Annotated in this window: 10 protein-coding genes; 7 read left to right on the forward strand and 3 right to left on the reverse strand. The window is 35.7% G+C overall.

Going from position 1 to position 15,305, the window contains the following annotated elements; all coding sequences use genetic code 11:
• The first annotated feature begins 288 nt into the window (after nt 1-288).
• Together CA2015_RS18445 and CA2015_RS18450 are read left to right on the forward strand one after the other, a co-directional pair.
• Complete coding sequence (locus CA2015_RS18445) at nt 289-654, forward strand: BlaI/MecI/CopY family transcriptional regulator (RefSeq protein WP_048643230.1); 366 nt, start codon at nt 289-291, stop codon at nt 652-654.
• The gene (locus CA2015_RS18450; protein WP_048643231.1) at nt 651-1,898 is read left to right on the forward strand and encodes a M56 family metallopeptidase; all 1,248 of its coding nucleotides are present in this window, start codon (nt 651-653) and stop codon (nt 1,896-1,898) included. Before CA2015_RS18445 ends, CA2015_RS18450 begins: the two co-directional genes overlap by 4 nt.
• 698 nt (nt 1,899-2,596) lie before the next feature.
• On the opposite strand, the gene CA2015_RS18455 is transcribed toward CA2015_RS18450, so the two are convergent.
• A complete protein-coding gene (locus CA2015_RS18455) occupies nt 2,597-3,550 on the reverse strand; it encodes an amidohydrolase family protein (RefSeq protein ID WP_053086710.1) in 954 nt (317 codons plus the stop codon).
• 654 nt (nt 3,551-4,204) lie between these two features.
• Between CA2015_RS18455 and CA2015_RS18460 the strand changes: the two genes are divergently transcribed.
• Nucleotides 4,205-6,970, forward strand: a complete 2,766-nt coding sequence (locus CA2015_RS18460) for an outer membrane beta-barrel protein (protein WP_048643232.1) — start codon at nt 4,205-4,207, stop codon at nt 6,968-6,970.
• A gap of 99 nt (nt 6,971-7,069) precedes the next feature.
• Here the strand turns inward: CA2015_RS18460 and CA2015_RS18465 are convergent, their stop codons facing one another.
• A complete protein-coding gene (locus CA2015_RS18465; RefSeq protein WP_048643233.1) occupies nt 7,070-8,218 on the reverse strand; it encodes a DUF4221 family protein in 1,149 nt (382 codons plus the stop codon).
• 579 nt (nt 8,219-8,797) lie between these two features.
• Between CA2015_RS18465 and CA2015_RS18470 the strand changes: the two genes are divergently transcribed.
• On the forward strand, nt 8,798-9,508 hold the full coding sequence (locus CA2015_RS18470; protein WP_048643234.1) for a 3-keto-disaccharide hydrolase: 711 nt from the start codon (nt 8,798-8,800) through the stop codon (nt 9,506-9,508).
• A gap of 190 nt (nt 9,509-9,698) precedes the next feature.
• On the opposite strand, the gene CA2015_RS18475 is transcribed toward CA2015_RS18470, so the two are convergent.
• Nucleotides 9,699-10,739: a carbon-nitrogen hydrolase family protein gene (locus CA2015_RS18475; RefSeq protein WP_048643235.1), complete on the reverse strand. Its 1,041-nt coding sequence runs from the start codon at nt 10,737-10,739 to the stop codon at nt 9,699-9,701.
• A 599-nt stretch (nt 10,740-11,338) separates the two neighbouring features.
• On the opposite strand from CA2015_RS18475, the gene CA2015_RS18480 reads away from it, so the two are divergent.
• The 3 genes from CA2015_RS18480 to CA2015_RS18490 are packed head-to-tail and all read left to right on the forward strand — an operon-like array spanning nt 11,339 to nt 15,162.
• On the forward strand, nt 11,339-12,355 hold the full coding sequence (locus CA2015_RS18480) for a hypothetical protein (protein WP_048643236.1): 1,017 nt from the start codon (nt 11,339-11,341) through the stop codon (nt 12,353-12,355).
• 11 nt (nt 12,356-12,366) lie between these two features.
• Nucleotides 12,367-14,751 (forward strand): T9SS type A sorting domain-containing protein, encoded by a 2,385-nt coding sequence (locus tag CA2015_RS18485; protein ID WP_048643237.1) that lies wholly within the window; start codon nt 12,367-12,369, stop codon nt 14,749-14,751.
• Between the two features lie 6 nt (nt 14,752-14,757).
• On the forward strand, nt 14,758-15,162 hold the full coding sequence (locus CA2015_RS18490) for a hypothetical protein (RefSeq protein WP_048643238.1): 405 nt from the start codon (nt 14,758-14,760) through the stop codon (nt 15,160-15,162).
• Nucleotides 15,163-15,305 lie beyond the last annotated feature (143 nt).

Below are 15,305 nucleotides of genomic sequence, written 5' to 3' on the forward strand. Positions count from 1 at the left end.
TAGAGGAGGGAAGGGTGAACTAGATAAGAACGGCGCATCTTAGATAGTATTGTAGCTTTTTTTTGTGCATCAATCCTTACAAGGACGCTATAATTTAACCACTCGACTATATTTATTCCTGCCTTTGAATCCTAATTATAATATACGGGATAAAGTAATCGGAATTGGAGCAAACTGATAGAAGAGCAATTCTTGCTTTCTAATTGGATGAAATAACAATCTACGATAAGGTCGTAATAAAATGATTTCATCGTAGGTTTTCTGATTGTATGAGACTATATTTGACTTATGGAAGATTTAATACCACAGGAGGAGCAGGCAATGCGCGTATTTTGGAAGGTTAAAAAGGGAATTGTTAGAGATATTCTTGATCAACTTCCCGAACCTAAACCACCTTACACTACATTGGCCTCTACCATTAAGTCATTGGAAAAAAAAGAATACCTCGGCCATAAAACATATGGTAAGACCCACGAGTATTTTGTGAAGATTTTAGAGTCGGAATACAAAAGGAAAAAGTTCAATAACATCATAAAGGATTTTTTTGAAGGCTCCGTCGATAATGTGTTGTCCTTTTTGGTAAACGAAAAGAAACTTACAAGCAAAGAATTAGAAGAGGTGAACAAATTGATAGAAAAGGGAGGCAAATTATGAACTCATTTTGGAATTTTCTATTAGAAGCAAGTATAGGTTTAGCCTTGGTTTGGATGGTGCATTGGTTATTTCTTAGGAAGCTTACCTTTTTCGCGTGGAGCAGGTTTTTCCTGTTAGCAGGAGTAGTATTGTCTCTTGTATTTCCCATACTTGATTTTGATCTTGCCTTGCAAAACACAGTTCCTGTTCGAGAATTTATTTTCTCTATTAATCCAGTTGAAAGTATTGTTCAAGTGTCAAATTCTTTACCATCCTTTTCAATTTTTGAGGTAGTTGCTTATCTCTATATTGGTGTAGCGGTATTAAAATTTTTATTTTTTGCTTTCGGGATTTTTCTGGTTTTCAGAAAGATTAAATGTGCTTCAGTTCAATCATTTAAGGATGCAATGGTTTATATTCATCCTGATTTTAAACCAGCCACCTTTTTCAATAAGATTCTGATGCCTGAATTTGAAATTGGTAATAGTGAGGATCAACATATTCTCTTACATGAATCAGAACATGTTCGTCAGGGCCATTGCTGGGATCTTCTATTCCTTCATATCATAAAATCCTTTTTATGGATTAATCCCTTTGTTTACCTAATTGAAGGAGCTTTAAGAGAAGTTCATGAATACCAAGCAGATAATAAAGTGATTCAGCGTTTAGGCGTAAAAGCCTATTGCAGACTTTTGGTGAATAATTTAACCAAATATCAACCCAACCCACTTTTTCATGGGTTTAATCAATTTCAAATCAAAAACAGAATTCTTATGATGAACAAACGCAAATCAACAAATGTAGAAAAGTGGAAATACTTTATTGGGTTGCCGCTATTGGTAATTATGCTAGGCATAATATCCTGTAATAAGGCAGCACCTATAGAAAAGGTAATGGCAATCAAGTCAGGTTTTAATTTCAAATCAAGTGAAGATCAAAATATAAATGAGCTCATTAAAGGGGATACAATTCGTTTTTTGGAAAGTAAACTTATAATGAAAGAAGACAATACCTATCATTTTATTGATCCAAATGGTGCAACTAAGGAGGAAGGGAAATGGAACATAAATGGCAATAAATTGACTATTATTAGTTATGATGGGAATGCGACGGAATACGATATATGGGAAGGTGAAAAATGGAGCGATGGATTGCCCATTCATAAAAATGATGCGGATATTAAGGTAGCTGGGAAACCGAAAATAGATGCGATCCAACGGTATCTTGGTGTTTCATGGAGAAAGTCTAAAGAAGGCGCTTGTTAAACAATCTGATAAAGGAAAAAAATTTAAAACAATCTAAGATTTGGTCGTAGATTGTTTTTTTTATTGGAGAAATTTAAACTCATCCACTAGAAATTAATCCTTAAAAAAAATAAGTAAGTCCCCTGTTTTAACCCGGATTATGTAATAGGATTTCTCCGCCCTGACGATAGTCAGGGGTGATGCCTGTCCCGTGTTTACGGGAAGTGTTGCAATCGCAAGAAAAACGGCTGTTTGGATATTTTAGCATAGCACCGCTATGGTGAAATTGAAAACAGCAACGAAGTGGCTGATTTTGAAGCGATTTCAGCACGTAATAGATTGTCTATTGCATATTTCGGGTTTAATTTATTGGCAATAATTAATAACTGCAATTACGGAGGGTTTTACCCTAATCTAGGCGTAATTCGCAATTACACCTTTCTATCATATGGAATTCCATTACAAAAGGTAAATTATTAATAATCGGTGGACTTGGGCATTGATTCTACTTACTTAAGCTCGGGTCAGTCACTGGTTGAAAGATGAGAGCTTATAAGCAAGGTTGGCCCAGGCCGCTAAAATCACTTAGTGTTTAGAATACAAGAAGTTTCCCAAATGAAGAAGTAAATCAAGCATCATACCGCTGCCAGAAAATCCGGTTTAATCTGAAACCAGAAAGATTGAAGGACATTAAGTGTATACTATCGCTTTGAGTTGCATCAAGCTTTATTTGGGAATTTCCATATTTTTAGGGCATTTTTCCCAAGAAGTAATTCCCTGTCTTGTTCGCTGTAAAAGGAGCAATATTTGTCTACAAATTCCAATTCCTGGTCCATGGGCAATTCCCAACGTGGAAAGGGATAGCCTGTGCCCCAAATAAGTTGTTCTGGACCGAATTCTTCATAGATGGCCTTGTAAAAGGGTAAGGTATCCTTATAAGGGTACTTTTTGATTTCAGACATTTCATAGGGTTCAGAATTGCTTATCCAAACCTGAGGGAAACGTTTCAATGCGAACATCTTCCTAAACTCTTCCCAACAGTTCGCAGCTTTCAAATCTGGTTTTCCAGCATGATCAACTACGATTTTTACCCCAGGAAATCTTTCCGCCATGTCTTCCAACATTGGCATTTGATGGGGGAGAATGTAATAATTGAACACTACACCCAACTTTTCTGCTTCTTTCCATAATGGATAATGCTCAGGTGAATTCAGCCATGTTGATTTTGGGTCATAAATGGGACTAAACCGCATTCCCTGAAACCCTTGTTCCTTTACCCAATACTTTAAATTTTCTACAATTTTAGGATCTTCGGGATTAAGTAAACCATGCGCTACAAAATGGTTTGAATAAGTTTTTAGGCAGTTGGCCATATAGGAATTGTCCCATCCATAGTAACGTGGATTGATCAATACACCATAACGAAGCCCGAAGTCCGCCATTTGTTTGATCTGATTTTCTATAGGTGCCTCTATGGATACTTTTAAGTTGGGATTTTCAGGATGCTTAAAGGGGAATCGCTCATCAAAATTCCAGGTTTCTACGTGGGTATCGATGATTAAACGATTTTTTTGAGCTTTATTCAGATTTGGAGGTAATTGTGTTTCCTTATATCCCAGGTTTCCCATTAATGGCAAAAGCGCTAGCTTTTTTATCAAATCCCTTCTTTGCATAGTTGTTACTGTCAGTGTAAATCAATATTGAATTAAAGGACAATTTTACATAAATACAAAGAAATTGAAATAACACGTTTGTTTTTGTGTTGGTATTTATGAGGTAATCGTATAGACTGTGTTTTTTTGTTGTTAAATTATCCTTTTCCTCTAATTTGGTTCCCTTTCTGAAAGCGAAAGTCCTTTACTGGAGATAAATTGTAATTCTATATTTATAGTTAATCAATCAGCATATGGAAACTAAGGCTTCGACTCCACTCAGCCACTGTTTCTTTTTTTCATCGGTTCCGATCTCCGATTAGGCATCGTTACTTTACTGCTAATGTTTCCAATCTCCTTTTAGGTGTGTTTTGCAATTACACGTTTTATCCAATGGAATTTGCAATTCTATTTCCGATTGATAAACGATAATTATTCTGAAACTAGGGTAGAATTCCGCTTCATTTAAACGATGGTTTGGAATGGTGTTCTCTTTAAAATTCAAAATTAACTATTGATTTTAAGGAAAATTTTAACCTTAAAAGGATCATATTCCGTTTAATCAATTACAATTCCATTTATATAAAATTAACTAAAAAATTTGTTGATTTTTGTATATTTGTATACCAGCCTTTAGATTTAAATTTAGATTATTACAACTAATTCTAAGTTATTATGAATAAAATTGTATTATTTATTTTTATTCTTTTCTTCGTACATGGGAATTTAAAATCACAAAGTATCCTTAGGGGGATAGTGGAGAATAAAGAGACGAGTGAAACATTACCTGGTGCTTATGTTTTCGTGAAAAATTCAGCAGGGGACACTTTAGCCAATACTTTCACTGATGAAAAAGGCCAATTTCAATTTGCCAAACCCAAGTTACCATCCTTTATATTGACTATCAGCTTTATTGGATTTGAAGCTTTTGAAAAGGCAATAGCTACTCCGTCAGGTAGTGATTTAGGGACATTTGAGATGGTTGAAGAAGGTAGTTTATTGGAAACTTATGAGGTAGAAGCAGCTACCATGACTGGTGAGATGAAAGGGGATACCTTGTCCCTTAACGCTAATGCATTTAAGACCAGGTCACAGGCAAGTGCCGGTGAATTGATTCGTAAAATGCCGGGTGTGGTCATGCAAGGAAACACCATAGAGGTGCAGGGAGAAACGGTAGGCCAAGTATTGGTGGATGGTGAACCTTTCTTCGGAGATGACCCTGCCATGGCCATGCAAAACCTACCTGTAGAAATAATAGATAGAATCGAGTTTTTAGATCAAATTAGCGTTCAGGCACAATTAACAGGCTTTGACGACGGGGAAACAATCAAAACCATCAATATTATCACCAAGAAAGAAAAACGAGGCGGTGAATTTGGAAGGATGTTTGCCGGATATGGAACGGATGACAATTATTTGGTTGGAGGTAGTGTTAATTTCTTTAATGGGGCACAGCGACTTACCTTTTTGGGACTAAGCAATAATATCAATCAGCAAAACTTTTCTGCGGACGATCTTACAGGTGCTTTCGGAAGTGGAGAACAAAGAGGTGGAGGGCGTAGGAGAGGCGAAAGTAATCCTTTAACGACAGGTGAAAGACCTGGTGTTACCAATACCAATGCGATAGGAATTAATTTTACTGATAAATTTGATGAAGGGAAGGCGAAATTAACAGGGAGTTACTTTTTTAATGAGAGCACTAATTATTTAAACCGAAATTCCTCTCGGGAATATATTTTATCCAGTGATAGTCTCCAATTATACGATGAAGGAAGAAATGATGAAAATTATAATCAAAACCACCGGTTAGACCTAAGGCTGGATTATGATATATCAGAAAAGCATGCCATCATTTGGCGGCCTAGGTTAAGGTATGAAAAAGGGACATCTATAAGTAGGTTAAGTGCTGAAAACCTATTCAATTCAAACACTCCAATTAATGAGACACAAAACAATACCAATTCGAAAAATGAATCTTTTAGTTTTTTAAGTGATTTTATTTATCGTTATAAATTCAATAAAAAAGGGAGAACTTTATCGACTCAATTTGATACTCGGTTAAGTGAATCTCAAAGTGACGCTAGATTGGTTTCTGTAAATCGTGATTTTCAATCTTCAAATACAGATAGTCTTATACAAAACTCTTTAAATAATGCCAATTCATTTAACTATGAGTTTGAAATTGAATACACGGAACCAATAGGTGAGAATTCCCAACTTAGGTTGGAATACGAACTAGGAAATGACCTTGGTACAACCAATCGGGAGGTATCCCAAAGAGAAATGGAATCCCAGTTATTTGAGGTAGATTCCACCTTGACCAATAAATTCGAAAACTCCTATTTACAACATGAAGTAGGTTTAGGATACAGTTACAACAAGGATAAAATCAGAATCTATTCATCGTTTGATTATCAAGTTTCAATATTAGATAGTGATCGCCTGTTTCCGGGATTCCAAAACACCAATCGAACCTTTAAGAATTTTGTCCCTAGAATGGTCTTTATGTATGATTTGAATGAAAATACGAATATAAGACTGTATTATAGGGGAGACACTGATGCACCATCTGTAAGCCAATTGCAAGATGTAATAGACAACAGTAACCCTATTCAAATATCAATGGGAAATCCTGATTTGGAGCAAGAATATGAACATAGATTGTATACCAGGATTAGAAATGTTGACCCTGAAACTTCTAAATCCTTCTTTATGTATATGGGCGGGTCGGTGCGTTCAAACTATTTGGGAAATGCAACTTATATCGCATCACAAGATACACTCATTCAAGGGGATGTTTTGCTGAGGCAAGGTGGCCAATTAAGTAGACCCGAAAATCTAGATAAATACTGGGACTTAAGGAGTTATTTTTCCTTCGGATTTCCGCTCAATTTTATGAAAAGTAACCTCGAGCTGAGCGGTAGGGTAAACTATAGCAACCAACCTGGTTTAATTAATGGACAAACCAATTACAATAAAAACCTAGGGATAGGTCCCGGAGTTGGAGTAAGTAGCAATCTGGGGGAAGATATAGATTTCAATATTTCAACAAGAGGGAATTACAATATTGTTAGAAGTAGTTTGCAAGAAAACCAGAACAATAATTACTATACCCAAAGTACACGACTGGACTTATATTGGAATTTTGCTTGGGGGTTTTTTTTAAGTACCAATGTCAATAATCAATGGTATACGGGATTGGGTGAGGAATTTGACCAATCCGTTTGGTTGATGAATGCGGATTTAGGGTATAGGTTTCCACCTAATCAAAAGTTTGAATTGAAGGTAACGGTATTTGATCTACTCAATCAAAATACAAGCATTAATAGAAATGTTACAGATGTCTATATTGAGAATGAGCGAACTCAAGTCCTTCAACAGTTTTTTATGCTGTCATTAACTTATAATTTAAGAAGTTTTGGACAAGGAGCTAGGCCATAGGTCCTGATTGCTGTCATTTGCAATACCATCCCCCATGACCAACCTAATCCGCTGAAATCGACTCCGATCAGGTCAATTTCTGTATCATTCGTTAGGCTTCTACTCTATGGTTAACTGAACAAAGGCCATTTCATCATCTATGTTTTCAAATATCCAGATCTTCCCATCTTTGACAAAATGTTTTTTTGGCGGGGCATTTAGTTGGGGGACCAATGTTTCGGCCAGTATATTCAGGTTTTCATCAAAAATATTCAGGTAAACATCTGCTCCTGTAGCAATGTATCTACCACTCTTGGTTTTTTCCTCCCCAAATTGTTGTTTATTAGAGAATCGGTAAAATCGTTTTTCCGCTTCATCCCAAATCAGTTTCCCATAATCAATCTCCTCCATCGAATTTCTCATTACTTCTTCTTTTTCGCCCGATGAATAATCGACTTGTTTCGGAGGCGTGTAATTTTTTCTGGCCCCTAAAAGTGGAGTATCCCAGTTTTTCACATAGGTACTGTCTTTATTTGTGTCATAAATCACCGCCTCATTAAACGCATTGTTGGTCAGGATTATATTGCCATTTGTAGCTATAGCGTAAACGCCAACGCCATAGCTCCCGACCGATTGTCCATCCAATATAATATCTGTACTGTATTCCTGAAGTTTATTCATCTCAGGCAAGTTCGTTTTTTTAAATTCCTTGCGTTTCAGATCAAAGTCTAAAATGAAATAGCCATTTTCTTTCCAATCAATAAAAACTCCCAATAGCCGATCAGGCTGTATAGGGTCCTCAAATATCATTTTTGGATAGAATTCTGAACCAGCCAGGTAATCGACAGCTATTTTTTCCAGTCCTAAATCTCTTACTTTTTTGGCATTTTGATCAAATATGGAATAAAATTGATACGACCATACCATTAGCTGCTCATTAAGGTTTAAGCTGAAAGCTGAAAAATAAGGAGGTGTTCCATTCGGTCCTTCTTTTTCAAAAGGTATCAATTTTTCAAGTTTTAATTCATTCAGATTGATACGCTCTGCGATTAAATCCTTACGATTAAAATTGATCAGGTAGCTCTTGTCTGCGGAAAGATCCGTAAGGTACAAATTGTCTTGTAGATAAAGAATTTCATCTCCTGGATCCACATAAACAGTGTCCAGAGAAAAACTAAGCTGATCTGAGAATTCATTTTCTTTTTCGGTATTCTTGCTGCAAGAGCTAAATAAAAAGGCCAAGGCAATTCCAATAAATAACAATCGCATAGTGAAAGATTTTTGGTGGATGGGGTACGAAGATAAATAAATCAACCCAAACCGTCTAATTTAGTTGTGATTAGTTTTTATTCGGAATGCCTAATAAATTATTGTTTAAAAAAGTGTCTATAAGTTTATCTATTAATATTTATTCATATACACAGAAGAATTGTTTTTCAAGGCTTTTCTAAGATATAGTCTTGCTATTGTTGCTTTTTGTTGACCTAGCCAATATTTGTATTCGTTTTGAAAATGCTAAAAGTGGTTTTTGGTTAGGCCAATCAGATTTTTATTTTACCCTTCCCAAAAATGGATAGTGTTTTATGTTTAGGGTTTAAACCCGGATTATGTAATGGGATGTCTATTGCATATATTGTGTTAAACCTTAATTAGACTTTTATGGTCATTTTTATTGATCCACGGAATTTAAAATCGACTTTGGTTACGTTTGGTATGCAATTGACAGTATTTTGGTGATTTTAATGTATCTTCAGATTGAAAATCTCATCTTTTACGATAATAGCCTACTTATAGAAGTATGGGCTGGCTTTTCATTCAGGAAAATATGCGTTTAACTAATTAATAATTATGATAAAATTTCCCTTTCAATACATAGGACTAGTAGTATTTGTTTTAGGTACGGTTTTCTTGAGTGCTTGTAGCAAAAAGAGCCCACAGGAGGAAGTTGTCTTATTTAATGGACAAGACCTTAACAATTGGAGTTCAGCTGAAATGAGTTATTGGTCAGTATCAGATGGGGCTATAGTTGGAGGAGAAGGTAAAGATTCAATTGTACACAATCAATTCATTTGGCACAAAGAAAAAGTAAAGGATTTTTATTTGAAAGTCCAGGTGAAAATGGTGCCAAATACCACCAATGCCGGCATTCAATTTCGGTCTCAAAAAATGGGAGAAGAAGCTTTAGGCTATCAGGCTGATATAGGTGAAGGCGTGTGGGGAAGGTTATACCATGAAAGTGGTAGGCAAAAATTACATTGGGAAGGAAAAGGTGAAGAAGCTGTTAAAAAGAACGATTGGAATACTTATGAAATTCTGGCCGTTGGTAATAATATCTGGACTGCCATCAATGGTACCCTATCTGTCGCTTACCAGGAACCCGATGGTGAACTAGAAGGATTTATAGCCTTACAAGTACATGCTGGCCCATCTCAGCTTGTTAAATACAAATCCATAAAACTAATACACAATCCAGAGCTTAGAATAGGTGATTACAGCAAATCAGAACTAATGGAGGCCCTAGTAAAATCTAATGGTAGTCCTTATATGGGAGATAATTAACAGATCAGTGTATGGGAAGGTTAGATTTTAATCTCGATACCTGAATTTGGCTCCGGTATTCAGGCTTGACTTGAATATTAATGATAATTTTAGAATATTCCATATATTTATACTCAGAGTTAAATAATGAAAGAATAGGTTTTTAATAGCCCTTATCCCGCTATTTAGATTTGTTAACCTTCATTTATTTCTATGAATTCCGGGCTTTTATTTGGGCCATTTCAGCATCCAGTCTATGTTGATCATAGGTTTTTAGATCAAATTCTTTCAGGATATCCGCAACGACGATTTCTGGGGAAAGACTCTCAATTACCGACCACTCTTCTTCATGAAAATTGGTTATCCGAATTTTTCTTCCGTACTTTTTCTTGATTTGGTCAAAATGGCGCACAAAAGGCCATGTATGTAAAAATGCTTTTTCTAAATTCACAGGGGCGCAATACCAGTTTTTTTCCCAGAATCCTGTCTGTGCCAATTCATTGCCAGTGATGTCCCAAAGTTTGGCGCTACCTTTTCTTGTGCTTGTGGCAAGGATATACCGGTGTTGTAAGGCTTTTGCCTGAAGGCTTTGACCACCTCCATAGGCGGATGGCCAAAAAACCAATTCAGCTTCCTTGTCTTTCAGTCTTTGCCAACCATCTTCCCACATCACATCAAAGCAGATTTGTATGCCTACTTTCCCGAAATCCGTTTGGAATACCGGAGGATTAAGCGGCCCTGGAGTAAGCCCGTTATTAATTTCATTTTCAGTCAAGTGAATCTTTCGGTACTCTCCAACTCGAGAACCCTCTCTGTCCAATAAAACGGCTGAATTGTATACCTTTCCGCTCTCCTCTGTGTTAACTGCAACGACCACGTAGCAATTGTTCTTTTTGGCAAAAGAAGCCATATTATTTACAATGGCATTGGATAGGGCCAATTTCTCTGAGAGGCTATAATTTTTGGCAACATTTCCAGTGTGAAAAACCTCTGGTAGGCAAATAATATCGGGTTGGTACACCAATACTTTCTCCATCAATGCAAATATCCGATCAACCATCTCTTCTGCTGTATCTACAAATATTCCTTCCTGAGAAATTCCCGAAACCCATACCTCTCTAGGAAGTTTATTTTGTTCATTTGAAACCTGAAGAGGTTTGCTATTTACAGCCACTGCACCCAAGGATGAAAAACCAGAAGTCAATGCGGCTGTCTTGATAAATTTTCGGCGGGAATTGGTGTTTTTATCCATGGGAGTGGTGAAATGATTAAGTATAGAATCTCTGAATTTAGATTTTATTTATGAAATAGTAATTTACCAAACCTTTCCAAATCTTTATAAAAATGGTGGAAATTTTTTCTTTGATTTTCAAGCTTACCTTATTTTTTATTCAGGTGTATGTAAAGATTTTATACTGTTTTCGGTCCAAATTAACAAATAAGTAAGACTATGGCTTATTTGTTAATAGGCCTTTTAAAAGTTTTTTATGGATAAACGAATTAATGCCATAACACAATAGAAATTCTTATTTAGATTATGCAATAATGTGTTCCTGTAAAATTATGGAGAAGTAAATTTTGTAGGTAATAGAAACATTATAGTATGTTGTTTGTCTATAGTTTAGTTTTTCTTTTTTGTAGAGTCGATTTGGTGAAGTCTTAAAAATACCCAATGTTTACTTACTCTGATATAGCTTTTATTTAAATGTTTTTAAATTCTTTTTTAAAAAAAGAGTTAAAATTCCAGTATAAAAATTATGTTTAAGAAAATTTATTTGTAAATCTAAATTTATTAATATAGATTTATGAATGTATTAATTTGTATTTCAGATACTATTAAACCATCTTCCTATGAAACGAAATATATTACTACTGATTTTGTTGATTGGTTTCCAGTCTTTTTCTTATTCTAAAATTATTCGTGTTAATAATATGGAAGAATCCATTCCGGGAGAGAATCTATATCCAAATTTGGAAGACGCGTATAAAAATTCTGTTTCTGGGGATACGATATATATAGAAGGATCTAATATTCCCTATGGAGATTTGAACATTGAGAAGAGACTAACTCTAATAGGTCAAGGATATTTTACGAATGAAAATTTAGGTATCTCTTCAAACAAGTTTGAAACTGTAGTTAATAGGATAACTTTATCAGATGGATCGTCGGGATCAAAAATTTATGGTTTAAAATTTAATCAAACTTCTTCATCTGGTGTTATTATTAACGTTAAGAATATAGAAATAGGAAATTGCTTTTTTCGTCGGGCGATAGAAGTTTATGAAAATAATATTGAAAACATAGTAATAACAAGAAATTATTTTAGTATAGATGGAGGTTTTCTGTATGTTGGAAAGGTTGACCCACCGCAAAATTTTATTTTTTCAAACAATATTGTAGTTGGTAATTTCTCTATTTTAGATAAAAGCTCAGGAACCATTACAAATAATGTGTTTAAGGGATCGATTTTTACCGTTGGAGAAAATGCCAACCTACAGATCCATAACAATGTATTTTTAGGTACGAAATTATCCGATTATTTGATGCCTGAAGAAGGGAGTAATATCAGTCATAACATTTCCGCAATTGCTCCATTTAGCGATGGTAATAATAACCAAATCAATGTAGTAGAAGCAGATGTTTTTATTACAGGAGACCATTCCTCTGATGGTAAATTCCAAATAAGAGAAGGAGGGCCGGCTGACGGCAAGGGGAAAGATGGCATTGATATAGGCCCATTTGGGGGTCCCAAGCCCTACAAATTATCCGGGCTTCCGGATATTCCAACCATTTATGATTTCAGTACTTCTGGCTTTGGGAATGCTGACGGCAAGTTGCCAATTACCATTAAGGTAAGAGCCAACTAAAAAATTAAATCATGAAGCTTCGCATCTATTTTACGATTATTTGCAGTTGGTTGGTTGTATTTAGCCTTCATTCTCAACAGGTCAGTCAGGGAGAATACTTTTTCAATGACTATGTTGATTTTGGTAAGGGAAAAAATTTCACCTTAAATCAAGGAGAAGCCAGTCTGGAAATTGATATTTCTGAACTTCCTGATGGGCTTAATGTGCTTTTTTCCAGAGTGAAGAGTAAGCAGGGTGTTTGGTCTCAGTTGACACGTTCTGTTTTTTATAAACATATAACTCCTGTGGTGAAGGAGATGGTAGCTTTGGAATATTTTATTGATGTATATAAAGATTTTGGTAAAGGGACAATAATCAATCTGAATTCAGGGGAAGAAGAATATCTTTTAGATGTTGGAAGCTTGAATTCCGGTTTACATGTGCTTTTTGTAAGGGCGAAGGATAATTATGGAAATTGGACTCACGTTAAAAAGACTGCGTTTTACATTGCTAACAATGAGATAGTTAATATTGTAGCTTTAAAATACCAATTTATTGGGGAGGAATTTAAAAGTGATACCTATACTTTTGATGATTTTGAACCTTCACCAGAGGTTCAGCTAGAGTCGAATGAGTTTCTGGCAAATGCTACAGGCTTAGAAGAAGGTAAAAGCTATAAAATTTTGGTTACAGCAATCAATGACAAAGGACAAAGTAGCATGCGCTATACGGAGGAATTTGTTTTTGAGAAAGGGGTAGGCCTTACCCTCAGTGAAGTAAAAACTACGGAGACATCATGCTTTGGTGGGGATAATGGTACTGTATCTGTTACTGCATCTACCCAAAATGGAGATTTGGAATACAGTATAGATGGTGAAAATTTCCAATCTGAGAATATATTTGAAAACCTGGCTGCTGGTGAGTATACTTTGTTTATTAGAAGTACGGAAAATATATCAAATGTACTGGAAGAGACTTTTTCTATCACCTCTCCGGATGCCTTGTCTGCAAATATTGAGAACCTTTCACAACCCTCATGTACAGGGCTATCAGAAGGAAGCTTTTCAGTCTTGGTATCTGGAGGAACTGCTCCAATGGAGTACAAGTTATCCACTCAGAATGATTATAAGACGGGGAATGATTTCTCAGGCATTCTTCCAGGTAAATACACCGTCAATATTAGAGATGCAAATGGCTGTGAAATTAATACCGATGTAACATTGGTGGCTCAGGCGGAAAAACCGGAAATTCCAGTTATTGTAAAATCCAGTACTTCAGATGGGTTGTTTCTAAACTCCAGTAGTGAAGAAAACAACCAGTGGTTGAAAGATGGCATAGAGATTTCAGGTGCAACAGCGCAAAAACTAAAAATAGTAGAGTCTGGGTCTTATCAAGTGAGGGTAGGCGAAACAGGCTCATGTAGTTCTATTTCAGAAGCTTTTAAGGCAAACCCTATTCAGATTAATAAAATTGAAACCAAGCCAGTGAGTTGCTATGGAGGGAATGATGGACAAGTAGAGGTAGATGTAATATTTGAAGGAGGTGAATTGGAATACAGTGTTGATAACGGGGACTTTGTAAATGAAAGTCTTTTAACCGGCCTTGCTGCTGGAGACTATTCACTATCCGTGAGGGCTACATCAGATCTAGATTATGTGGTCAAGCAATCCTTTACAATTGGTTCTCCCTCTGAAATGACTGCCAATATCAAAGAGGTCGTTCACCTGGTATGTGCAGGGGATGCTACAGGAAAGTTGAGCTTAGAAGTTTCAGGTGGTACTGCTCCATACTTATATAAACTTTCCGCTCAGGAGGGATACCAGGATGCGGCTATTTTTGAAAACTTGGAAGAAGGAGAATATTCCATAGCCATAAAAGATGCCAATGGTTGTGAAGTCTCACTTGTGGGCAATATAATTGCTCAAGGTGATCAACCAGAAATACCTACCATTACCATTGATGGGACAGATGGGATCTCTACCCAATTATTTCTTCAATCAAGTAGCAATGAAAATAATCAATGGCTTAAAAATGGTGAATTGATAGAAGGGGCAACTGATCCTACATTAGAGATCACTGCACCCGGGGCCTACGAAGTGATGGTAACTGGAGGCTCTGGCTGTACGGCCATTTCAGAAAGCCTCGTTATAACGTCTTCACCAGAGCTTCGAAACACCCAAATACGCTTTTACCCTAATCCTGTACAAAATATTGGACAGCTTGATTTTGCAAGAACAATTCAATTGGATCGGATTACAATCTTTAATGCAAACGGAGTAATAATTAAAACTATCTCCAGGCCAATTGGTCCTTCAAGTAATTATTATATTGACTTTAGTCAAATACCGAGAGGAGTTTATGTCGTTCAATTGGAAGCATTAGGGTTGTTCGAAAGGATTAGGATATATAAAAAATAAGTTTTTATGAAGATATATAGAACTTTGCTACTCACTTCTTTCTTATTTCTCATAGTATCCTGTGGAGGAGATGATGGAGAAGAGACTAAACCACCCAAGGTAGAACCATCAAAAGAAGAATTATTGGTGAAAAATTGGGAAGTTGTATCCGTTACTTCCAATGATATAGCTATTGAGCATTCTGGTTTTACAATTTCGTTCAAATCTGATGGGAAGTTTAGCTTTAATACACCTGGAATCTCAGGATTACCCCAATCTGGTACATGGGTTTTCAGTACTACTACTATTATAAAGCTTAATGGTACTGATGAGATTCATGTTGGAGAATTAAAAACCAACAAATTTGTTTTTACATATAATAGCACTAATCATAAGGGTACAAATGTAGAAACTCGGTTTACAATGGAATAGAATTTTGTTTTATTTCCCTGGTTTTATATTAGTATAATCGATGCCCCATATAAGTTACTAATTATAAGAACATGTACACTGAATTCGGTTTATAATAAACCATTAATTCAAAAGGAAAAAAATAATGTTTTAATAATGAGTAA

The sequence above is a fragment of the Cyclobacterium amurskyense genome (assembly GCF_001050135.1).
GTDB lineage: Bacteria > Bacteroidota > Bacteroidia > Cytophagales > Cyclobacteriaceae > Cyclobacterium > Cyclobacterium amurskyense.